The sequence below is a fragment of the Pantoea sp. Lij88 genome (assembly GCF_030062155.1).
Lineage (GTDB): Bacteria > Pseudomonadota > Gammaproteobacteria > Enterobacterales > Enterobacteriaceae > Pantoea.
Genome location: NZ_CP118269.1, coordinates 1 through 21,600, shown reverse-complemented (window position 1 = coordinate 21,600; position 21,600 = coordinate 1). Strand labels below are relative to the sequence as shown.

The 21,600-nt window shown below is 57.7% G+C and carries 19 protein-coding genes; 10 read left to right on the top strand and 9 right to left on the bottom strand.

Annotated features, from left to right (window positions below; all coding sequences use genetic code 11):
* The first annotated feature begins 9 nt into the window (after positions 1 to 9).
* From PU624_RS03955 to PU624_RS03945, 3 genes are all read left to right on the top strand, one after another.
* Complete coding sequence (locus PU624_RS03955; RefSeq protein ID WP_283546670.1) at positions 10 to 1,290, top strand: MFS transporter; 1,281 nt, start codon at positions 10 to 12, stop codon at positions 1,288 to 1,290.
* A gap of 74 nt (positions 1,291 to 1,364) precedes the next feature.
* Entirely contained in the window at positions 1,365 to 2,339 is a 975-nt protein-coding gene (gene ghrB, locus PU624_RS03950) for a glyoxylate/hydroxypyruvate reductase GhrB (RefSeq protein ID WP_283546669.1), read from the top strand.
* Between the two features lie 81 nt (positions 2,340 to 2,420).
* On the top strand, positions 2,421 to 3,671 hold the full coding sequence (locus tag PU624_RS03945; RefSeq protein WP_283546668.1) for a valine--pyruvate transaminase: 1,251 nt from the start codon (positions 2,421 to 2,423) through the stop codon (positions 3,669 to 3,671).
* Here the strand turns inward: PU624_RS03945 and PU624_RS03940 are convergent.
* On the bottom strand, positions 3,668 to 5,128 hold the full coding sequence (locus PU624_RS03940) for an aminotransferase-like domain-containing protein (protein WP_283546667.1): 1,461 nt from the start codon (positions 5,126 to 5,128) through the stop codon (positions 3,668 to 3,670). The two genes, PU624_RS03945 and PU624_RS03940, sit on opposite strands and share 4 nt — an antisense overlap.
* A 168-nt stretch (positions 5,129 to 5,296) precedes the next feature.
* Between PU624_RS03940 and PU624_RS03935 the strand changes: the two genes are divergently transcribed.
* Genes PU624_RS03935 through PU624_RS03910 form a run of 6 tightly spaced genes read left to right on the top strand, consistent with a single transcriptional unit; the run spans position 5,297 to position 11,031 of the window.
* Positions 5,297 to 6,763: a hypothetical protein gene (locus PU624_RS03935; protein ID WP_283546666.1), complete on the top strand. Its 1,467-nt coding sequence runs from the start codon at positions 5,297 to 5,299 to the stop codon at positions 6,761 to 6,763.
* Positions 6,764 to 6,780: 17 nt separating this feature from the next.
* Complete coding sequence (locus PU624_RS03930) at positions 6,781 to 8,055, top strand: ATP-grasp domain-containing protein (RefSeq protein WP_283546665.1); 1,275 nt, start codon at positions 6,781 to 6,783, stop codon at positions 8,053 to 8,055.
* Complete coding sequence (locus PU624_RS03925) at positions 8,043 to 8,750, top strand: class II glutamine amidotransferase (RefSeq protein ID WP_283546664.1); 708 nt, start codon at positions 8,043 to 8,045, stop codon at positions 8,748 to 8,750. Before PU624_RS03930 ends, PU624_RS03925 begins: the two co-directional genes overlap by 13 nt.
* A gap of 5 nt (positions 8,751 to 8,755) precedes the next feature.
* A complete protein-coding gene (locus tag PU624_RS03920; protein ID WP_283546663.1) occupies positions 8,756 to 9,556 on the top strand; it encodes a 2OG-Fe(II)-dependent halogenase WelO5 family protein in 801 nt (266 codons plus the stop codon).
* A gap of 41 nt (positions 9,557 to 9,597) precedes the next feature.
* Complete coding sequence (locus PU624_RS03915) at positions 9,598 to 10,098, top strand: YbaK/EbsC family protein (protein WP_283546662.1); 501 nt, start codon at positions 9,598 to 9,600, stop codon at positions 10,096 to 10,098.
* Positions 10,099 to 10,119: 21 nt separating this feature from the next.
* Positions 10,120 to 11,031, top strand: a complete 912-nt coding sequence (locus tag PU624_RS03910; protein ID WP_283546661.1) for an EamA family transporter — start codon at positions 10,120 to 10,122, stop codon at positions 11,029 to 11,031.
* 283 nt (positions 11,032 to 11,314) lie between these two features.
* On the opposite strand, the gene ibpA is transcribed toward PU624_RS03910, so the two are convergent.
* Positions 11,315 to 11,731: a small heat shock chaperone IbpA gene (ibpA, locus tag PU624_RS03905; RefSeq protein ID WP_003849623.1), complete on the bottom strand. Its 417-nt coding sequence runs from the start codon at positions 11,729 to 11,731 to the stop codon at positions 11,315 to 11,317.
* Positions 11,732 to 12,021: 290 nt separating this feature from the next.
* Between ibpA and PU624_RS03900 the strand changes: the two genes are divergently transcribed.
* Entirely contained in the window at positions 12,022 to 12,390 is a 369-nt protein-coding gene (locus tag PU624_RS03900; protein ID WP_283548061.1) for a YceK/YidQ family lipoprotein, read from the top strand.
* On the opposite strand, the gene PU624_RS03895 is transcribed toward PU624_RS03900, so the two are convergent.
* From PU624_RS03895 to dnaA, 7 genes are all read right to left on the bottom strand, one after another.
* Positions 12,356 to 13,624, bottom strand: a complete 1,269-nt coding sequence (locus PU624_RS03895; protein WP_283546660.1) for a YidR family protein — start codon at positions 13,622 to 13,624, stop codon at positions 12,356 to 12,358. The genes PU624_RS03900 and PU624_RS03895 overlap by 35 nt on opposite strands.
* Positions 13,625 to 13,741: 117 nt before the next feature.
* Positions 13,742 to 14,551, bottom strand: coding sequence for a sugar-phosphatase (yidA, locus tag PU624_RS03890; RefSeq protein WP_090966570.1), 810 nt, complete (start codon positions 14,549 to 14,551; stop codon positions 13,742 to 13,744).
* A gap of 99 nt (positions 14,552 to 14,650) precedes the next feature.
* Positions 14,651 to 15,130 carry a NanQ anomerase/TabA/YiaL family protein gene (locus tag PU624_RS03885; RefSeq protein ID WP_283546659.1) on the bottom strand — a complete coding sequence of 160 codons (480 nt, stop codon included), beginning with the start codon at positions 15,128 to 15,130 and terminating at the stop codon, positions 14,651 to 14,653.
* Between the two features lie 191 nt (positions 15,131 to 15,321).
* Entirely contained in the window at positions 15,322 to 17,730 is a 2,409-nt protein-coding gene (gene gyrB, locus PU624_RS03880; RefSeq protein WP_283546658.1) for a DNA topoisomerase (ATP-hydrolyzing) subunit B, read from the bottom strand.
* Between the two features lie 18 nt (positions 17,731 to 17,748).
* A complete protein-coding gene (recF, locus tag PU624_RS03875; RefSeq protein ID WP_283546657.1) occupies positions 17,749 to 18,834 on the bottom strand; it encodes a DNA replication/repair protein RecF in 1,086 nt (361 codons plus the stop codon).
* Positions 18,835 to 19,079: 245 nt separating this feature from the next.
* Positions 19,080 to 20,180, bottom strand: coding sequence for a DNA polymerase III subunit beta (dnaN, locus tag PU624_RS03870; RefSeq protein ID WP_090966562.1), 1,101 nt, complete (start codon positions 20,178 to 20,180; stop codon positions 19,080 to 19,082).
* 4 nt (positions 20,181 to 20,184) lie between these two features.
* Positions 20,185 to 21,600: a chromosomal replication initiator protein DnaA gene (dnaA, locus tag PU624_RS03865; protein ID WP_031591042.1), complete on the bottom strand. Its 1,416-nt coding sequence runs from the start codon at positions 21,598 to 21,600 to the stop codon at positions 20,185 to 20,187.

The window sequence follows — 21,600 nt, the reverse complement described above, 5'->3', positions numbered from 1 at the left end:
GAGTTCCCGATGAAAAAGCAGACAATCGCGCCAAAACGCTGGTGGTTCATCATGCCCATCGTGTTTATCACCTACAGCCTGGCGTATCTCGATCGTGCAAATTTTAGCTTCGCTTCTGCTGCCGGGATTAACGACGATCTCGGCATCACCAAAGGCATGTCCTCGCTGCTGGGTGCGCTGTTCTTCCTGGGTTACTTCTTCTTCCAGATCCCGGGTGCAATTTACGCCGAACGTCGCAGCGTCAAGAAACTGATCTTCTGGTGCCTGATTCTGTGGGGCGGCTGCGCCTCCCTGACCGGCGTGGTCAGCAATATTCCCATGCTGGCAGCGATTCGCTTTGTGCTGGGCGTGGTGGAAGCCGCCGTAATGCCTGCGATGCTGATTTACATCAGTAACTGGTTCACCAAATCCGAACGCTCACGCGCCAACACCTTCCTGATCCTGGGGAATCCGGTCACGGTACTGTGGATGTCGGTGGTGTCGGGCTATCTGATCGAATCCTTTGGCTGGCGTGAGATGTTTATCTTCGAAGGGATTCCGGCAGTGGTCTGGGCGATTGCCTGGTGGTTCCTGGTGCAGGATAAACCGGCGCAGGCGCGCTGGATGAGTGATACCGAGAAAGCGGCGTTGCAGGCTGAACTGCAGAAAGAGCAGGAAAACATCAAAGCGGTGCGCAACTACAGTGAAGCGTTCCGTAACCGTAACGTGATCATTCTCTGCCTGCAATATTTTGCCTGGAGCATCGGCGTGTATGGCTTTGTGCTGTGGCTGCCGTCGATTCTGCGTAACGGCACGCAGATGGGCATGGTAGAAGCGGGCTGGCTGTCAGCGGTACCTTATCTGGCGGCGACCATTGCGATGGTGGTTGTCTCGTGGGCGTCGGACAAAACCCAGAACCGTAAGCTGTTCGTCTGGCCGCTGCTGCTGATCGGTGCGCTGGCGTTCCTCGGCTCTTATCTGGTGGGATCGAACCACTTCTGGATGTCCTACACCCTGTTAGTGATTGCCGGTGCCGCGATGTATGCGCCTTACGGACCGTTCTTCGCCATCATTCCTGAGATGCTGCCGCGTAATGTCGCAGGTGGCGCGATGGCGCTGATCAACAGCATGGGTGCGCTGGGGTCGTTTATCGGTTCCTGGATTGTCGGCTATCTTAATGGTGCCACCGGCAGCCCGTCCGCCTCGTACATCTTTATGGGATCGGCCCTGCTGGTTTCGGTGTGGCTGACGCTGATTGTGAAACCGGCGCAGAATAAAGCGCCACCGCTGCAGGGTGCGAAGCCGGCCTGAAAGCGTAAACGTTAGCCTCTATTTCTCCGGGCGGCCTGCAAGCCGCCCGCAACGTATTGACCGGGAGCCACCGAATGAAACCCGCTGTAATTCTTTATAAAAAACTGCCTGACGATCTCTTTGCGCGCCTGGCTGAACAGTGTGACGTGACGGAAATCAGCGATCTCTCACCGGAAAGCCAGCAGGAACATGCTGCGGCATTCCGGCAGGCAGAAGGTCTGCTGGGATCCGGCGGTAAAGTGAATGGCGAACTGCTGGCGAAAATGCCCAATCTGCGCGTCTGCTCCAGCGTCTCTGTGGGCTACGACAATTTTGATGTAGAAGCGCTGAATCAGCATAACGTGGTGCTGATGCACACGCCGACCGTGCTGACAGAAACCGTGGCGGACACCATGATGGCGCTGGTGCTGAGCACAGCACGCCGGGTGCCGGAACTGGATGCCTGGGTCAAAGCGGGCAACTGGCAGAAGAGCATCGGTCCGGCGCAGTTCGGCATCGATGTACATCATAAAACGCTGGGTATTCTTGGCATGGGGCGTATCGGGATGGCGCTGGCACAGCGCGCCCACTTTGGCTTCGGCATGAAAATCCTCTACAACGCCCGCCGCGAGCATGAAGAGGCGCAGTCGCGCTTTGGTGCGCAGCGCTGTGAACTGGAGGCGCTGCTGAAGCAGAGTGATTTCGTCTGCATCAGCCTGCCGCTGACTGAAGAGACGCACCATCTGATTGGTGCCGCCGAGCTGGAACTGATGAAGCCGGATGCGGTGCTGATCAACGCCGGTCGCGGGCCGGTGGTGGACGAGAAGGCGCTGATCGCCGCGTTGCAGGCAGGCAAACTGCATGCCGCCGGGCTGGATGTGTTTGAGCAGGAGCCGGTTTCAGCTGACTCGCCGCTGTTGTCGCTGCCTAATGTGGTGACGCTGCCGCACATCGGTTCTGCAACGCATGAAACCCGCTACGGCATGATGCAGGATGCGGTAGAAAATCTTATCGCCGCACTCGGCGGCAGCGTTGAGAAAAACTGCGTTAACCCGCAGGCGCTGAAGTAATCCCCACGCCTTCCCATTGCGCCCGCCGATGGCGGGCGTTATGGTGGACCCCCGATTCGCTATCACAAATATTTAACCGCTATGTCCTTTTCTCAGTTCGGCGACAAATTTACCCAACATTCCGGCATCTCACGTCTGATGGAAGATATGGGCGCGGGCCTCCGCACGCCCGGCACCATCATGCTGGGTGGCGGTAATCCGGCGCAAATTCCGGCCATGAACGACTACTTTCAGCAACTGCTGCAGCAGTTGCATGAGGAAGGCAAACTCAGCGAGGCACTGTGCAATTACGACGGCCCGCGTGGTAAAGCGACGCTGCTGGCGTCGCTGGCTGAACTGCTGCGTGAACAGCTTGGCTGGCCGATCACCGCAGAGAACATCGCGCTGACCAACGGCAGCCAGAGCGCCTTCTTCTATCTGTTTAACCTGTACGCCGGTCGCCGGGCCGATGGCAGCAAAAAGCGGGTGCTGTTCCCGCTGGCGCCTGAATATCTTGGCTACGCGGATGCCGGTCTGGAAGAGGGGCTGTTTGTCTCGGCGAAGCCGAACATTGAGCTGCTGCCGGAAGGCCAGTTTAAATATCATGTCGATTTCGAGCATCTGCCGATGAACGAGGATGTCGGGCTGATCTGCGTCTCGCGCCCGACTAACCCGACCGGCAATGTGATCACCGATGATGAGCTGATGCAGCTCGATGCGCTGGCCCAGCAGCATGACGTGCCGCTGCTGATCGACAATGCCTATGGCGTGCCGTTCCCCGGTATCATCTTCAGCGAGGTGCGCCCGCTGTGGAATCCCAACATCATTCTCTGCATGAGTCTGTCGAAGCTCGGCCTGCCGGGCGCGCGTTGCGGCATCATTATCGCGGACGAGAAAACGATTTCTGCACTGAGTAACATGAACGGCATCATTAGTCTGGCACCAGGCAGCATCGGACCGGCTATCGCTAATGAGATGATCCGTCGTGGCGATCTGTTGCGGCTCTCCGAAGAGGTGATTAAGCCGTTCTATCAGCAGAAGGTGCAGCAGACCCTCGCGATCCTGCGGCGTTATCTGCCGGAAGAGCGCTGCCTGATTCACAAGCCGGAAGGGGCGATTTTCCTCTGGCTCTGGTTCCGCGATCTGCCGATCACCACTGAATTGCTTTATCAGCGGCTTAAAGCGCGTGGCGTGCTGATGGTGCCAGGCCACTTCTTCTTCCCGGGACTGGAGCAGGCGTGGCCACACACCCATCAATGTATGCGGATGAACTATGTGCCGGATGCAGAGAACATTGAGCGGGCGGTGCAGATTCTGGCGGAAGAGGTTGAGATCGCCTGGCGCGACAGCTAAACCTGCTCTTCCTGTGAATCGGTTAACGACAGCTGGCACCACTGTGCCAGCTGCTTAATGGCCTGTTCCACTTCATCATTCCAGCCGAAACCGGCATTCAGCCGGAAACAGTGATCGTAGCGCTGATCGGTGGCAAAAATGTGGCCCGGCGCAATCCCGATACCCCCATTACGCGCTTTCAGAAACAGCTCGCGCACGTTCAGCGCCGCTCGCGGCATCTCAACCCACAGCACATAGCCTCCTTCCGGATCGGACACCCGCGTGCCTGCCGGAAATTCCCGCAGCACCGACTGACGCATCTCACGGATTTGCCGCGCCAGCTCGCGCCGCAGCTTGCGCAGGTGAGCATCATAGCCGCCGCTGCGCAGCAGCTCCGCTACCGCCGCCTGTGACAGCACCGAGGTGCCCATGGTGGAGGTATATTTCAGTGAGGCGATTTTGCGCATGTAGTTGACGCTGTGAACCCAGCCAATACGAATGCCCGGAGCCACGGTTTTGGAAAAGCCGCTGCAGAGAATGGCGTTGGGGCTGAAGGCGCGCATCGGGAACGGACGCCGCTCACCAAAGGCGGTGTCACCAAAAATGTCATCCTCAATGATCACCACATCGTTTTCATCGGCCTGCCGTGCGATATAGGCTTTATGTTCGTTGGGAATGCTCTTGCCCAGCGGATTATTGACGTTGCACAGGGTGAGAAAGACCCGCACCGCCTTGCGCTGAAACAGGCCGGTCAGCTTCGCCACATTCACATACCCTTCCGGACCGGCTTCCACCTCAATCACCCGTAAATTCAGGTTATGCAGCATCTGCAGCAGCACGAAATAGCAGGGGGACTCCACCGCCACCACGTCGCCCGGCTGGGTGGTGGCGCGCAGCGACAGCGAGATCGCCTCAATGCAGCCGTTGGTGATCAGAATATCGTCGGCGCTGATATTGCAGCCGTAATCGACCGCGCGACGGGCAATCTCCGTTTTCAGCGGCGCATAGCCGGTGCCCTTGACCGTATTGCCGAGCAGGGCCGGTTTGCTGTAGCCCATCTGGCGCATCAGCAGGCCGATGCGTTTGACCGGATAGAGCGCGCTGTCGCCGTTGGCCAGATCGAGACGCACCCGGCAGTCTGAGCCGAGCATCGCCAGATGCAGTTCTGTCTGCTCATCCAGCGGCGCGATGGCGCGCGGCTGTTCGCTGACGGCGGGCAGCTGACGTGAAGCGGGCCGCTGCGGGGCGACAAAAAAGCCCGATTTAGGACGGGCGACGGCGTAGCGTTCATCTTCCAGCGTACGCAGGGTTTTCAGAGCGGTGGTGAGGCTGACATTGTACTGTGTCGCCAGCGTCCGTACCGACGGCAGGCGGCTGTCAGGTGCCAGCGAACCGGCGTGAATGGCCTGCTTAATCTGTTCTGCGATCTGGCGATAACGACTGCTCTGACTCTCCTGTTCTCCGATAATATCGGCCATCTGTTCCACCCCATATCGCGCTGATCTGTGCATATTCAACAGAGTACATTCAAAGTAGTTTAGGCTGCATCTCTTAATTATTCATGACGCTAAGCGGCACGGCGACCCCGCCAGCCGCCCGGCTTCAGGCCATAAAGTGATTCTGTTCACCTGAGGGAAACGTGAAAAATGAATAATCTGCCCGCCATGATGAAGGAGATTGAAGCGTATCTGTCACCCGCCATCATTGAGTCGGCTCAGCGCTGCGCTGTGCGCCTGCTGGCGGCGCTGCCGGATCAGCAGCAGCTGGAGAATAACCGTGTGCTGCTCGCCTACGGCGGTGGAAAAGACAGCAGCTACATGGTGGCGTACGTGCGTTACATTCAGGGACTGATCTGGCTGCAGCAGGGCAGCACGTTTCATCTGCGGGTCAGTACCAACCGTCATGCGGCAATGAATCAGAGCGTGATGGAGAACATCCATCGCGTTTATCAGGCGCTGGCGATGCATGACGATGAACGGGCAGAATGTCTGGTGGTGGATGGCCTGCTGATCCGGCCGTTTGCCCGCGACCTGCCGATGCCGGAGAGCGTGCGGCAGCAGAACCGTAATGACGTGCTGATGAATGGCCACCGCTTTCGCGCCGATGCGCGCTCGACCTTCTGCAACGCCTGTAATCTCAGCATGGTGAACTCCTTTGGCCTGGCGGCTGACTACAACGGCGGCGTGGATCTGATTATCACCGGCGACTCCCCGCAGGAGCAGGCTGCCTATGTCGCCTGGGCGCGGCACCTTTCCCGGCTGTTTGATGCGCAGGTCACCAGTAAAAGCCGGGGCTTCAGCGGGTTTCTCCAGACGCTGGACGGCGTTGCTGAGCGCTACTTCAGCGAGGTTTACGGCGCCGATCAGCTGACGCCTGCGCACCGCATCACCCACCAGCTGGCGCGCGATCCGCTGTTTTTCAACATCTATCAGGACACTGCCTATGAAGCGGGCGCGCACTGGGCGCTGCTCAGCGAATTTATGCGCTTCCGGTTTGATGAACTGATGTTCAGCTTTTCGGAGTCCGACTGCGGTAATCCAACGCTGATGGCACATCTGCGCGGACTGCGGGCAGAAACGCTGCTGCAGCGCAACTATGCCGAAGGGATCCGCGAGTATGTGCGCTTTGCGCTGGGGCTGATGGCGAAGAAGGATTTTCCGCCCGCGCTTATCAATGAGATGGCGGCGCGCTATCAGGATGACGACGCCATCCGGCAGCAGCGGCAGCGCGCGGCGGACTTCGCCATGCAGGCATTTGATCTCAGTGAAGATCAGCTGATCTGCATGATCTACTCACCTTTCCTCGCGCAGGGCGCGCAGCTCGGAGACTGGCTGTCGCAGCAGCAGATTGCGCTGGATGAAACAGCCATTCGCGACCTGCTTGAGCAGCGCAGTGAGGATCTCGCGCTGGCACAGCAGTTAACGCAGCTCTCTGGCCTGACGCTGACGCAGATGCGCCACTGCTGGCAGAGTAAACCGGTCAGTTCGCTGCTGGAGGGCAAAAGCAGCGACCCGCTGTCGCGCGTGCTGCGTTTTGATCCCCACAAAGCGGTGATTCAGGTCAATAACGGTGTGCTCAATGACATCGTGACAGAAATCATTTCCGGGCGTTAACCCGGTAAGGCGAGGCGATGAAGAAGATTTTCCTGCAAATTGGCGCCACCCGCGACGGACAAAACCCCTACTGCGCGGTGGCGAAGCGCGATGGCTATTTCACCGTGCTGGCAGAGATGGGTGACTTTGTCGATTACCAGTCCATCAGCCTGGCGCTGCCGTTTGATCTGATCATCCGCCTCGACCGTCCTGAGAATCCGTGGGAGGTCATGCAGGCCTATCTGCACGCCGGTTTACTGGCGCATCCGCTGGTGGTGCTGGCGGGCTTTGAGGCCTACAACGCCAGCGCCGGACGACTGCGCGAGATGCTGGCCGGACCGGACGCACCCGCCGCCTTTATTCCGCTGGATAAATATGCGCAGCGCATGGCGCTGAAAAAAGCCTGGCCGCGCTTCCCGCAGCCGGAGTTCCGCTTTTTCGCCTCGCCGCTCAGCATTCTGGATGCGGAACAGGCGCTGATCTATCCCTGCGTCGTGAAACCGGTAGATGGCGGCGGCGGGCTGGGCATCTGGCTCATTGAGCGCGCCGATCAGCTGCACCGCGTGGTGAAACAGCTGGTGCAGACCATGAACTACGGCGGACGCGGCTTCAGCGGTTTCATTGTGGAGAGTGCCCTGATCGGCGAGGAGTTTTCGCTGCAGGGCGTGGTGCATCAGGGCCATCCCCAGGCGCTGACCTGCTGCCAGAAGGTGATTGAGCAGCACCGTGATGCGGAGGGTTGCGTCAGTTTTTATGAGTCGGGCCATGTGGCGATGGCGGCAGCGGCGTTACCGGCGTCGTTCAGCAGCCTGATGACCTTCTGTTGCGAAACCTTTGGCTATCGTCAGGGCGCGTTTCATATTGATTTCATTGTAGTGAACGGTGTGCCGCATTTCCTGGAGATGGGGTTCCGGCTCTCCGGCATGGGCGTCGCGACGCTGGTGCAGGAGGCGACGGGCATCAACTGGGCGGATGTCACCTTCCGGCTGGAAGCGGGCGGCGTGTTACCCGCCTTTACCTTCACCACACCCGGTGCCGTCGGCCAGCTGCGTTTACGGCAACCGGCGCAGCTGCAGGCAGCCGAACGCTGGATCGCTCAGCATCAGCAGGGCGCGCTGTTGCCCCCCCTCAGATTGCCTGCATTGCAGGTTTCACCGCGCTCCTCGCTCTATGCCGATCTGACCCGTCATGCGGGCATTCTCGCCACCTTCAGCCTGACGGCCACGGCGCGTGAGCCGATCATGACCACGTTTCAACAGGTGATTGCCGCGCAGTCCGTCACCGCAGGGAGAGACAAAGTATGTGCAGGATGATTCTGGCGCATGGCCGGTTCGACAGCGCACAGATTTTAGAGGCGGCGCGCGCCATGAGTTGCGGTGAAGGCGCCGAACACGACGGCCCGATCAAATCGCATCCCAACGGCTGGGGCTGTCTGTGGCTGGAAGAGGGCGAAATCCGCACCCTGCACGGCACCGGCCCGTTCGCAGACGCCCTGCCGGGTATTGATGTGGATCGCCTGCGCAGCCGGTTTCTGGCGGTGCATGTGCGTCACGCCACGCTGACTAAAAATCAGGGGATCGAATTTTCACATCCGCTGTGGCGCAACAGCGCCGGACATCAGTGGTACATGATGCATAACGGTTTTCTGCCGACTATTTACCGCCAGCTTGGCCTGGCGGAGTCACGCTTCGATTCCGAAGAGTATCTGCGCTATCTGGTGGATCAGACCACGCCCGCCGATTTCACCCGCGACTATCTGCGCGCAAAGATGGCGCAGGTTGAGCCGGGCGGCAGCGCAGGCAATGCCATTTTCGTCACCCGCGACAAAGCCTGGGCGTGGCAGTGGTATCCGCACGACACGCCCTGGCCCGACTATTTTACGATGCATTTTCGGCAACAGGACGGTTGCACGCTGATCGCCTCTGAACCCGTGGCAATACCAGGCAGCGCCGGCAGCTGGCGGCGAATGAATAATCATGAACTCTATGAAATACCGTTTAGGGAGTGATAAACATGGCAATTTTCAATCAGTTCCGCGTGATTAATCCCAACATGTTTGTGGAATCAACCTGGCTGGATGACATCGTCACCGCACGGGTGCCGCTGCTGGTGCTGCGTAATTTCCTGACGCCAGAGGTGCGGCAGGCAGTGGTGGCTGACCTGCAGAGCTGCCGGGAAAAGATCCGTGTCTCTCACTATCCCAATGGCGCACTGACCACGCTGGGCCCCTATCTGGCGCGCCACACCGCGGCACCCGATAACTACTTTACGGAGCTGCGTGATATCCAGCCGGCATTGCCACCTTCGCTGAACCAGCTGCGCGAACAGATTTACGGCTGGGTGCAGCATGCGCTGCGGCTGGAGAGTTTAAACATCGCCTACGAACCGGGTTGTGGTGACTACGCCGGCTCCATCGTGCGCTTTCATGCCGATGGCGTCGCGAATCCGCTGCATAACGACAATATCGTGCGCGACGCCGCAGGGACCTCGCTGGTGGTGACGCAGATCCTGCATCAGCTCAGCTGTGTGGTCTGCCTGCAGGAGTGCAATGCGGGCGGGGCGCTGCGCATCTATAACAAAAAGTGGACGCCGGAGGATGAGCAGTTCAAGACCGCCGGTGAACTGGGTTATCGCAGTGGGGTGATTGGTCACAACGAGATCTGTGAGTTTTCACCGCGCAGTGGCGATATCTATCTGTTTAATCCTGCTTTTTATCATGAGATCGACCGGGTCGAAGGCGATACCCGCATCACCATGGGGTTCTTTTTCGGGCTGACCGATAAAAAGATGAAACACGCTATCGCCTGGAGCTAAGCCGGGTTATGCCAGAAGTTGTGCCAGAAAAGGAGAAGGGAATGACGACGTTTGAAAAGATTACTGCGCTGCTGGATCAGCATCAGGCCAGCTACCATGTGGTGGAGCATGAGGCGGTAGGGCAGACCGAGCAGATTAGCCAGATACGCGGTAACCAGCTGGGTCAGGCGGCCAAAGCGATGGTACTGGAGGTGATCATGCCGGACGGTGCACCGTCGCGACAGCTGCTGGCCATTGTGCCGGGCGACTGCCGGATCAATTTCAAAAACGCGGCGCGCGCTATCGGCGGTAAGAAATCCTCGTTCGCCGCGCCGGAGCTGGCGCAGGCGCTGACCGACTGTGTGATGGGCGCGGTGCCGCCGTTTAGTTTTGATGACCGGCTGGCGCTGCGGGTGGATACCCGGCTGCAGCAGGTCGGCACGTTATGGTTTAACGCGGGCGAGCTGGAGAAGTCGATCGCGCTGGCTGCAGATGATTATTTTCGCATCGTGGGTGACGCGTGCTGTGCTGATATCGCGTCCCCGATGGCGATCACCGCCTGACGGCGGGACAAGGAGTTTCTGATGTCGGTAAAAGATATGCTGTTAGCGCTGTGCGTGGTGGTGGCGTGGGGCGTGAATTTTGTGGTGATTAAGCTGGGGCTACAGGGCATGCCGCCTTTTTTGCTCGCCGGACTGCGTTTTACTCTGGTCGCCTTTCCCGCCATTTTCTTTGTGCGACGCCCACCGATCCCGCTGCACTGGCTGGTGGTTTATGGCATGACTATCAGCTTTGGTCAGTTCGCGTTTCTGTTTCTGGCGATCAAGCTCGGCATGCCCGCCGGGCTGGCCTCACTAGTGCTGCAGGCGCAGGCATTCTTTACCCTGTTGCTGGGCGCGCTGTTGCTGGCGGAGAAGCTGCGCTGGAATCATATCGTCGGGATTATCATCGCCACGCTGGGGATGTTTATGCTGGCGACGGCAGGAATGGAGGGGCAGACCAGCGCCGGCATTACGCTGACGACTATGATGCTGACGCTGTCGGCGGCGCTGTCATGGGGGCTGGGGAATATCACCAATAAGATCATCATGCGTAACCGTAGCGTGCCGATCATGTCGCTGGTGGTCTGGAGTGCGCTGGTGCCGGTCATTCCGTTCTTTGCCTGTTCGCTGCTGTTTGATGGCGAGGCCGCCATCGTTAACAGCCTGCTGCATATCGGCCTGCAGACCGTGCTGGCGCTGATCTATCTGGCGTTTGTCGCCACGATTGTGGGCTACGCCATCTGGGGGAATTTGCTGAGTCGCTACGAAACCTGGCGTATCGCGCCGCTGTCGCTGCTGGTGCCGGTCGTGGGGATTATTACTGCTGCGCTGGTGCTGGATGAGCGTCTTTCCGGTCAGCAGATGCTGGGGGCGGTGGTGATTATTCTGGGGCTGCTGGTTAATGTGTTTGGTGGCGTGCTGGGGCAGCGTCTGGCGATGCGGACGCAGCTGTAAGTTAAAAATCTCCGCTGACGCGGCCTTTGTAAGCGTTTTAGCTCAGAGCGCAAAACAGCGCTGGCGCTACCCTCTTTTTCAGGCAGCTCATAAATTCAAAGCGATGGGAGCATATGCCTGTAGCAAAGCATAGCGGGCCAGGGACGGCCCGCGCTGAGCCGCCATGGATGGCGCTTTTGCGTCTTTGCGAAAGGCGTATGCTCCCTGAGCCTGTGCTCCCACTGACATCAAAAAAAAACGCCGCATTAGCGGCGTTTGTCAGGATGACTTCAGAATCTGAATATTACTTCAGAATCTCAATACGGCGTGGTTTCGCCTCTTCCGGCACCAGACGTTCAAGGTCGATGCTCAGCAGACCATTTTCGAGACGGGCATCGCGCACCACAATGTGGTCGGCGAGCTGGAATTTACGCTCGAAGTTACGTTCGGCGATTCCCTGATACAGGTATTTACGCTCGGCCTGCTCTTCAGGATGGGCACCCCGCACGATCAGCACGTTATCGTGCGCCGTGATATCCAGTTCGCTCTGCGAAAAACCGGCCACCGCAATGGTAATGCGATAGTGATTTTCATCGACCAGTTCAACGTTATAAGGAGGATAGCCGCCGTTGCTCTGATTCTGATTAGATTCGAGCAGGTTAAACAGGCGATCAAAACCGATAGCAGAGCGATAAAGTGGGGTGAGATCAAAATTACGCATATTAAGACTCCTGAAATTCAGCAAGTTTTGGCAACCTTCCACGACTGGACAGGCTGGTTACGGCACCTCACTGTCCCTTGCGGCAACCGTGAGTGCGTCCGTAAACTAAAAATGGGTGTCATAAGACGATTTTCAAGAGGGCAAAATGCAATTTTTTTCGCCAAATTGAGGAAATGACATACACTCAGGACTACTTTTGCCAGACCAGAACGGACTTCGCCCCAGAGTGTTGACGTTGTCTGGCAAGCCAACTCAGCCAGGCTTATGCCATGACTGAAGGGATGATGATGATGAAATTAATGAAGACTTTACCTCTGGCTGGAATGGTGTGCTGCGCAATGGCAACAACCGGCTGTTCCAGCGTGATGTCTCACACCGGTGCGAGTCAGGGCTACTATCCCGGCACCCGTGCCAGCGCTGACATGCTGGCCGATGGTGATACCAGCTGGGCACTGAAGCCGCTGGCGTTAATCGATCTTCCTTTCTCTGCCGTGCTGGATACGCTGCTGCTGCCGTGGGATTACTACCGTAGCGACAAAGATAAAACCCTCGACTCCCCGCGTGAACGGATCCTGCAGAGCGAAAGGCTGGCGCATACCAGTGAAAGCCTGGCGCAGGCGCAGCCTATGCCTCCTGTGCGGTCACAGCCGCAACCGTAAAGAGTTGCCGCCAGCCGTTAACCTCACGCATAAAAGCAATCTGTGTTCCGTCAGGTGACCAGACCACCGCGTCACCTGATGGCGCCTCTTCTGTTCTGCGGGTCAGTCGCTGACACGCGCCGCTCTCAACGTCACATCGCATCACGCTGTTATCGCAGATAAAGGCGATCGACTTGCCGTCAGGATGCCAGCTAAAGGCGGACTGAATGCTGTGGCTGAGCCGGGTGATCTGACGCGGTTCGCCGCCGTTGGGAGAGACCGTCCAGAGCTGAATGACCCCTCCGGCATCCGCCATCAGAAACGCGATCTGGCTGCCATCGGGTGCTGTACGCAGCCAGTGGCGCGGTTGCAGAGCCACGCCGCGGCCGTGCGTCAGGCGGCGCTGCTGCACGCCAGCCGGTGGTGCAGGCAACTGCTGACTGCTGCCCTCCAGCGGCATCTCTCCGGCGCGGGCGTAATCCTCCAGCGCGTCCGGCAGATCAACAATAAACACGTCAGGCCGTTTCTCGCCCTGCGCCGTCACGGTGTCGCCAATAAAGGCGATGGCCCAGCGCTGCCAGCTGCCATCCGGTTTCTGATAGCCGCGATCACCGACCCAGCACTCCTCATAAGCACGATTGATCTGGTCACTGCCGGGTTGGGGTTCCGCATGCGTCCTGCTCACCAGCAGGCAGAAATAGCTGCCGTCATATTCGCGCGGATGCTGTTTAACCGGCGTCACCGCGTGCAGCGGCACCGCGATGCCGACGTTGCGCAAATCGAGACGGCTATCCAGCTCATGCATCACATGATCGTTGTAGGTAAAACTCAGGCGAGAACCGTCGGGGCTGAAGACGTGTACATGCGAGCCGCCGCGCAGCGCGCCAGGGGTAAAGGGCGGCGTGATATCACAGGCATCAAGATTGACCGCCGCACCGTTCTGAACGATCACACCGCGCCGGTGATGGAAGTCATACTGCCAGCTGGCATCAGGATGTTCCGGGCCATGAATGCAGACGTAGCGCGGAGGCAGATCGGGGCTGACCGTGACGACGCCGACGTGGGCACCGTGCCGGGCCTGATAGAGCACCTCCACCTCACCGGTCATCACATTGACCCGCTCAATAGTCTGGCTGGTAAACGACGCGCCCGAGGGACGGACGTCAAACGCCAGCCACTGACTGTCGGCCGTCCAGACATTGATATTGGTGAGCTGATGCTGACGGGCAGCAAAGGTGATCTGTTTTTCTGACATGATGAAACCCGCGGAGAAAGAGTTGCCCGACAAATTACGCGATTCTGTTTTTCGGTGCAGCTTTTTTGCCGGGTTAAGGGAGCCGGGCCGCAGCGGCCCGGCAAGAGAACAGGGCCGTTACAGCACTAACTCTTCAATGGCATGCGCAACGCCATCTTCCATATTGGTTTTAGTGATGAACTGCGCGATTTTTTTAACCGAATCAATGGCATTTCCCATCGCGACGCCGGTTCCGGCATAGTCGATCATCGCCAGGTCATTTTCCTGATCGCCAATCGCCATGACCTCTTCCTGCTTCAGACCCAGCTTCTCAGCCAGCATTTTGACGCCCTGACCTTTATTCACCCGACGATCGAGGATTTCCAGGTAGTACGGCGCGCTCTTCAGGATGGTGTAAGTCTGGTGGGCGTGTTCGGGCAGGCGGGCAATCGCTGCGTCGAGCAGATCCGGGCGGTCAATCATCATCAGTTTCGGGAAGCGCGTGGCGCGATCCATCTCTTCCACGGCACGATAGCGTACCGGAATACCGGTCAGGCTCGCCTCATGGATGGTGTATTCACTGATGTCTTTGTTAGGGGTGTAGAGATGGGATTTGTCGAACGCCTGGAAATGCACGCCAAGCTCGCGCGCCAGATTCTCAATGTAGAGGTAGTCGTCAAAGGTCAGCGTCACTTCCGCTACGCACTCACCATCTTCGGCCTGATGAACCAGCGCACCGTTGTTGCTGATCGCATACTGACCGGGCGCCTGCATATCCAGCTCCATCAGATAGCGCTGGATACCCACAAATGGCCGGCCGGTGGTCAGCACAATCGACACCCCTTTCTGGCGGGCGCGATCCAGTGCAGATTTCACCCCCGGCGTGATTTCATGTTGCGGGTTGAGCAGGGTGCCATCCATGTCGATAGCGATCAATTTAATAGCCATAGAGTCCTCGTAGCGTCTGGGTTTTGTTCAATGCTAGCGCGATTCAGCGCACATTGACCAGTTCCATGGCAGGCGAGGACGGTCAGCAAACCGCCAGCTTCAGGCGGCAAAGAGGTCGCGGTGGATTTTAATCACGGCTTTTCGGATAGTTGCGGGTTCGCCTGGCGCGCAGCAGGGGCGATGAATATCGTGCGGGAAAAAGAGCGCGAACATGCCCGGCAGCAGCGTAATCACTGACTCATTCAGTATCTTCTGATAAAAAACGACGTCACGCGCCTGGGCGAAATCTTCGGTGATGTGCTGGTCGGGATGGGCGCGAGCCACGCCGATATTTTCGCTGCCTGCCAGCAGATACTGAATATCGATGTAGCTGAAGTGGGACTCCGCACGACGTGCGCTGGCCGGTTCTGTCATCATCTCCTGCACCAGACAGAACATCTTATTGTCGGGCAGGATCTCATATTTGCCGGTTTCCAGCTGGCTGAAGTCTGTTCCGGCAATCCAGCTTATCGCCTGATCGACTACCGGATGAAAGGCGTGACGTTCTCTGTCCCAGTCGTGACGATCGCAAACAATCATGGTGTAACTCCCTGTAATCATTCGTGCGCCGGAATAGCGCAAAGAGAGGCAAGAGTAAGGGAGCTGACCGGGTTAAAACGTGATCGGGGTCGCAGCATGCGGGCAGGATGCCGCAGCCTGGTGGGTTTCCGCCCGTACAGCACAAAAAAAAAGGCCATCACCTGAGTGATGGCCTGTTCGTCCGCTGCCGGTTAAATATCGATATTGGCGGCTTTCAGCGCATTCTCTTCGATGAAGGCGCGGCGCGGTTCAACCGCATCGCCCATCAGCGTCGTGAACAGCTGGTCAGCGCCAATCGCATCTTTGATGGTGACGCGCAGCATACGACGGCTGTCTGGATCCATGGTGGTTTCCCACAGCTGATCCGGGTTCATCTCGCCCAGACCTTTGTAGCGCTGGACGGAGAGGCCGCGACGCGACTCTTTAACCAGCCACTCAATCGCCTGTTCGAAACTTGCCACTGGCTGACGACGCTCACCACGCTCGATGTAAGCATCTTCTTCCAGCAGACCACGCAGCTGGCCGCCCAGGGCGCAGATTTTGCGGTACTCAGGACCCTGAATGAAATCCGCATCCAGCGGATAGTCGGTATCCACACCGTGGGTACGGACGCGCAGCACCGGCTCGAACAGGTTCGTTTCGCGGTTTTCACGCACCTGTGCCAGATAGGTGCTGCCGTGCGCTTCGCGTTCGGTCAGATAGCTCACCAGACCGTTCAGCCAGGTGGTGACTTCTGCTGCGTTGCTCAGGTCGCTCAGCGTGTCGTGATAAATCATCGCACGCAGCATAGCCATCGGATAACGGCGCTCCATACGCTTGATCATCTTCTGGGTGCTGTTGAAGTCAGAAACCAGCGTCTCCAGCGGCTCACCGCCCAGCGCCGGGGCGCTGGCATTGGTGTGCAGCGTCGCACCATCAAGCGCGATAGCGATCTGATATTGATCCATCGCCTCGTCATCTTTGATGTACTGCTCCTGCTTGCCTTTCTTCACTTTGTAGAGCGGCGGCTGGGCGATATAGACATGGCCGCGCTCAATGATTTCAGGCATCTGACGATAGAAGAAGGTCAGCAGCAGGGTACGGATGTGTGAACCATCGACGTCGGCATCGGTCATGATAATGATGCTGTGATAGCGCAGCTTGTCCGGGTTGTACTCATCGCGACCAATGCCGCAACCCAGTGCGGTGATCAGCGTGGCGACTTCCTGAGAGGCGAGCATCTTGTCGAAACGCGCTTTCTCAACGTTCAGGATCTTACCTTTCAGCGGCAGAATCGCCTGGTTCTTACGGTTACGGCCCTGTTTGGCCGAGCCGCCTGCGGAGTCACCCTCCACCAGGTAGATTTCAGACAGCGCCGGGTCGCGCTCCTGGCAATCTGCCAGTTTGCCTGGCAGACCAGCCAGATCAAGCGCGCCTTTACGGCGGGTCATTTCACGGGCGCGGCGTGCTGCTTCACGGGCACGGGCGGCGTCGATGATTTTACCGACCACGATTTTAGCGTCTGATGGGTTTTCCAGCAGGTATTCCGCCAGCAGTTCATTCATCTGCTGTTCAACCGCCGATTTCACCTCGGACGAGACCAGTTTATCTTTGGTCTGTGAGGAGAATTTTGGATCCGGCACTTTCACCGAGACCACGGCGATCAGGCCTTCACGGGCATCATCACCGGTGGCGCTGACTTTGGCCTTTTTGCTGTAACCCTCTTTTTCCATGTAGGCATTCAGGGTACGGGTCATCGCTGAACGGAAACCGGCCAGGTGGGTACCGCCGTCACGCTGTGGGATGTTGTTGGTAAAGCAGTAGATGTTTTCCTGGAAACCGTCGTTCCACTGCAGTGCCACTTCCACACCGATGCCATCTTTCTCGGTAGAGAAGTAGAACACGGTAGGGTGAATCGGCGTTTTGTTTTTGTTCAGGTACTCAACAAACGCGCGGATGCCGCCTTCGTAGTGGAAGTGATCACTTTTGCCATCACGCTTGTCTTCCAGACGAATCGACACGCCTGAGTTCAGGAATGACAGTTCACGCAGGCGTTTCGCCAGGATGTCATACTCGAAATCGCGCACGTTGGTAAAGGTTTCGTGGCTTGGCCAGAAACGCACGCGGGTCCCGGTGATGTCGGTCTCACCCGTCACGGCCAGCGGTGCCTGCGGTACGCCATGGACGTAAACCTGCTGATGCACTTTGCCTTCGCGACGGATGGTCAGCTCCAGCTTCTGCGACAGGGCGTTAACCACGGAGACGCCCACGCCGTGCAGGCCGCCGGAGACTTTATAGGAGTTATCATCGAACTTACCGCCAGCATGCAGCACGGTCATGATCACTTCAGCGGCAGAGATGCCCTCTTCTTCGTGAATACCGGTTGGAATGCCGCGTCCATCATCCTGCACTGATACGGAGTTGTCCGCGTGGATGGTGACCACAATGTCACTACAGTGACCAGCGAGCGCTTCGTCGATTGCGTTATCCACGACCTCGAATACCATGTGATGCAGACCGGTACCGTCATCGGTATCGCCGATATACATGCCCGGGCGTTTGCGTACCGCATCAAGTCCTTTCAGGACTTTAATACTTGAGGAGTCATAAGAATTCGACATCAACGTTTCTCGCTCATTTTAATCTTCAGGTTGAACCGCTATTTTACCCTGTTCCACGCGGAACATCTTGCCCTTTTCGTCGGTCATGTCGATTACATGTCCGGCAGAAATTGCGCTGACAAACACCTGAGCCTGAGTGGCTTTTAACCGGTCCGCCAGCAGGCGTCGGCGGCTCTCATCCAGCTCAGAAGCAAAGTCATCAATGAGGTAAATACAGCGGCGTCCGCTCTGGCTTGTCAGGAACTCGCCCTGTGCCAGACGCAATGCACACATCAGCAGTTTTAACTGCCCGCGTGAGAGTAAATCTTCTACCGGCGTCCCTTCAGCCCGAATACGAAAATCGGCTTTATGAGGACCGCTGGCGGTATAGGTCAGCGCGCGATCGCGCTCGAAGTTACGTTCCAGCAGCTCGGCGTAGTCGCTCTCTTTGTCCCAGCCACGCTGGAAGGAGAAGCGCAGCTCAAACTCCGGCAGGAACTGGGCACAGGTCGCGGTGATCTCCGCGGAAATCGCCGTACTGTATTCAGCACGCCACTGGCTGATCTGTTCAGCCAGCGGGACCAGCTCCTGATCCCAGGGACGAATCTGGCTGTAACGTGAGACCTGGCGCAGCGCCGCGTTCCGCTGTTTAAGCAGGCGACGCATGTTGTTCCAGGCGTTAAAGAAGCCGGGGGTGTTATGGAAACAGCCCCAGTCGACATAGGCTCTGCGGTATTTGGGGCCGCCATTCAGCAGACTAAAGCCTTCCGGCGTGATGAGCTGCATCGGCAGCAGCTGCGCCAGCTCCGCGACCTTGTGACCATCGCTGCCATCAATGCGCACTTTGCTGTCACCGGCCCGGTTTTTGGTCAGCCCGACAGAGATTTCCCGCTCTTTATTTTCCAGACGTCCATGCAGCACAAACGCTGCCTCGTCGTGACGGATCACGCGCCCCGCCTGCAAACTGCGAAACGAACGGCCATGTCCCAGCGTATGGATCGCCTCTAAAACGCTGGTTTTCCCACTGCCGTTGGCACCCACCAGGAAATTAAAGCCGGGTGCCAGCTGCAGGTCAGCCTGCTCGATATTACGAAAATCTTTGATAAGAAGGCGGGTTAAAGCCATGAATCAATCCAGCGTGAAGGGCAATAATCGGGATGAAATGGTAAAAATTCAGGACTTACCTTTAACGATCCAGGGCGTCGAAGTCGAAGCAGGTTTGCCCGATATCTTCGTCACCAGGCCGTCGGCGTCGACGCCAGTCTGGTTCCGGCCAGCGCACAGGCCCTGGGAGCATACTGAAGTATGTGACCAGGGGCGAGCACTGCCCGGAATCAGAATGGCAAGTAAGCCAGGCCGATATGTAACACCTACAAGCGCATGGGCATGACGACATAGGCCGCTGCAGGACTCGCCACATCCTCGATCTGCACGCTCGACACCGAATCCGTCAGCAGCAGGCGGACGTTTTCGCACTTCAGCGCGTTCAGCACATCCAGCACGTAACTGACGTTGAAGCCGATCTCCAGCTCCGTGCCGTTGTAGCTGACATCCAGCATCTCTTCCGCTTCTTCCTGTTCAGGGTTGTTGGCGGTGATTTTAAGCTGATTTTCGGTGATATAGAGGCGAACACCGCGGAACTTCTCGTTAGAGAGAATGGCTGCACGGGCAAAAGCCTGTTTGAGCAAATCGCAGCCCGCTTCCAGCGCTTTGTCGGGATTCTTCGGCAACACGCGGCGATAATCCGGGAAACGGCCATCAACCAGCTTAGATGTGAAGATATAGTCGCCGACGTGTGCGCGGATATTGCTGCCGCCAATCCGGACCTGCAGCGGCGTATCGCCGCCATCCAGCAGACGCAGCAGCTCAATCACGCCTTTACGCGGCACGATCACCGAGTGACTCGGCAGCGCCTGACCAATCGGCATCGAGCAGACGGCCAGACGGTGACCGTCAGTGGCCACGGTGCGCAGCTCTTCCCCTTCGGTTTCAAACATCATGCCGTTGAGGTAGTAACGCACATCCTGATGGGCCATCGAGAACTGCGTCGCTTCGATCAGCCGTTTCAGGGTCGCCTGCGGCAGGGTGAATTCAACTTCACTCTGCCAGTCATCAAGATTCGGGAAGTCACTGGCGGGCAGGGTCGACAGCGAAAAACGGCTGCGGCCAGAGCGAACCAGCATGCGATCGCCTTCCAGCGCCAGCGTGATTTCTGCGCCATCCGGCAATCCGCGACAGATATCGAGGAATTTGCGCGCCGGAACGGTGGTGGAGCCTGGCTCGTGGGGCTGAGTCAGCGCCACGCGGGCAACCATCTCCATTTCCAGATCGGTACCGGTCAGCAGCAGCGAACCTTCTGTTACCTGCAGCAGCAGGTTTCCGAGGATCGGCAGTGTCGGACGACCACCCAGGGGGCCACTTACTTGTTGCAGCGGCTTCAGCAGCTGCTCACGTTCAACAATAAATTTCATAGCGTCAGGAAGATAATGTTCTGATGAGATTAGAGAAATCTTCTTTGATATCGTGGCTCTCTTCACGCAGCTGCTCAATCTTGCGGCAGGCATGAAGCACCGTTGTGTGGTCGCGCCCCCCAAAAGCATCGCCAATTTCTGGCAAGCTGTGGTTCGTCAACTCTTTCGCCATCGCCATCGCCATCTGGCGCGGACGCGCTACCGAGCGCGAACGGCGCTTGGAAAGCAGATCCGCCACCTTAATCTTGTAGTACTCAGCCACGGTCTTCTGAATATTATCGATGGTGACCAGCTTTTCCTGCAGCGCCAGCAGATCGCGCAGCGCTTCGCGCACGAAGTCGATCGTGATTGCCCGGCCGGTAAAGTTGGCGTTGGCAATTACGCGATTCAGCGCGCCTTCCAGCTCACGCACATTAGAGCGTAAACGCTTGGCAATAAAGAAGGCGACTTCACCCGGCAGACGGATGTCGTTCTCATCCGCTTTTTTCATCAGGATCGCCACACGCGTTTCCAGCTCAGGCGGCTCGATCGCCACCGTTAAACCCCAGCCGAAACGTGATTTGAGACGATCTTCCACCCCGTTGATCTCTTTTGGATAGCGATCCGAGGTGAGGATGATCTGCTGATTCCCCTCTAACAAGGCATTAAAGGTGTGGAAGAACTCTTCCTGCGATCGCTCTTTATTAGCAAAGAACTGAATGTCATCGATCAGCAACGCATCGACAGAACGGTAATAGCGTTTGAACTCTTCAATCGCATTGTTCTGCAGCGCTTTAACCATATCCTGTACAAAGCGCTCGGAGTGCATGTAAACCACTTTCGCATTCGGCTTGCGGGCAATGATGCCATTGCCTACCGCGTGCAACAGATGCGTTTTACCGAGACCGGTGCCGCCATACAGAAACAGCGGGTTGTAAGCGCCGCCTGGGTTATCCGCTACCTGACGTGCCGCCGCGCGCGCCAGCTGGTTAGATTTACCCTCGACGAAGTTATCGAAGTTATGACGGTTATTCACATTCGAGCGATAGGTGACGTCGGCCGGTGCCGGGACATTATCCCAGCTGGGACGCATGATCTGCGTCGGGGCCGGACGGATGTGACTCTGTACAGGCATCACGGGCGCGCTGACGCTGGCCATGACCGGCTGGCTGACCGCTGCCGCCTGCTGCTGAACCGGACGCGTACCCACTTCAAAACGCAGTGCTGGCACGTTTGGACCGCAGAATTCATTCAGCAGTGCATTGATACTATTAAGGTATTTGTCCCGAACCCAGTCGAGTACGAAGCGATTTGGAGCATACAAGGCAAGCGTATTGTCGTTTAACTCAGCCTGCAGTGGACGGATCCACATGCTGAATTCGGTGGCAGGAAGCTCATCCTGCAAACGGGCAAGACACTGTTGCCAAAGCGTAAGTGACAC

Bases quoted from the DNA above. Each gene is read 5' to 3' on its own strand.
- PU624_RS03955 (WP_283546670.1), top strand. From the start codon at position 10: ATGAAAAAGCAGACAATCGCGCCAAAACGCTGGTGGTTCATCATGCCC.
- ghrB (WP_283546669.1), top strand. From the start codon at position 1,365: ATGAAACCCGCTGTAATTCTTTATAAAAAACTGCCTGACGATCTCTTT.
- PU624_RS03945 (WP_283546668.1), top strand. From the start codon at position 2,421: ATGTCCTTTTCTCAGTTCGGCGACAAATTTACCCAACATTCCGGCATC.
- PU624_RS03940 (WP_283546667.1), bottom strand. From the start codon at position 5,128: ATGGCCGATATTATCGGAGAACAGGAGAGTCAGAGCAGTCGTTATCGC.
- PU624_RS03935 (WP_283546666.1), top strand. From the start codon at position 5,297: ATGAATAATCTGCCCGCCATGATGAAGGAGATTGAAGCGTATCTGTCA.
- PU624_RS03930 (WP_283546665.1), top strand. From the start codon at position 6,781: ATGAAGAAGATTTTCCTGCAAATTGGCGCCACCCGCGACGGACAAAAC.
- PU624_RS03925 (WP_283546664.1), top strand. From the start codon at position 8,043: ATGTGCAGGATGATTCTGGCGCATGGCCGGTTCGACAGCGCACAGATT.
- PU624_RS03920 (WP_283546663.1), top strand. From the start codon at position 8,756: ATGGCAATTTTCAATCAGTTCCGCGTGATTAATCCCAACATGTTTGTG.
- PU624_RS03915 (WP_283546662.1), top strand. From the start codon at position 9,598: ATGACGACGTTTGAAAAGATTACTGCGCTGCTGGATCAGCATCAGGCC.
- PU624_RS03910 (WP_283546661.1), top strand. From the start codon at position 10,120: ATGTCGGTAAAAGATATGCTGTTAGCGCTGTGCGTGGTGGTGGCGTGG.
- ibpA (WP_003849623.1), bottom strand. From the start codon at position 11,731: ATGCGTAATTTTGATCTCACCCCACTTTATCGCTCTGCTATCGGTTTT.
- PU624_RS03900 (WP_283548061.1), top strand. From the start codon at position 12,022: ATGAAATTAATGAAGACTTTACCTCTGGCTGGAATGGTGTGCTGCGCA.
- PU624_RS03895 (WP_283546660.1), bottom strand. From the start codon at position 13,624: ATGTCAGAAAAACAGATCACCTTTGCTGCCCGTCAGCATCAGCTCACC.
- yidA (WP_090966570.1), bottom strand. From the start codon at position 14,551: ATGGCTATTAAATTGATCGCTATCGACATGGATGGCACCCTGCTCAAC.
- PU624_RS03885 (WP_283546659.1), bottom strand. From the start codon at position 15,130: ATGATTGTTTGCGATCGTCACGACTGGGACAGAGAACGTCACGCCTTT.
- gyrB (WP_283546658.1), bottom strand. From the start codon at position 17,730: ATGTCGAATTCTTATGACTCCTCAAGTATTAAAGTCCTGAAAGGACTT.
- recF (WP_283546657.1), bottom strand. From the start codon at position 18,834: ATGGCTTTAACCCGCCTTCTTATCAAAGATTTTCGTAATATCGAGCAG.
- dnaN (WP_090966562.1), bottom strand. From the start codon at position 20,180: ATGAAATTTATTGTTGAACGTGAGCAGCTGCTGAAGCCGCTGCAACAA.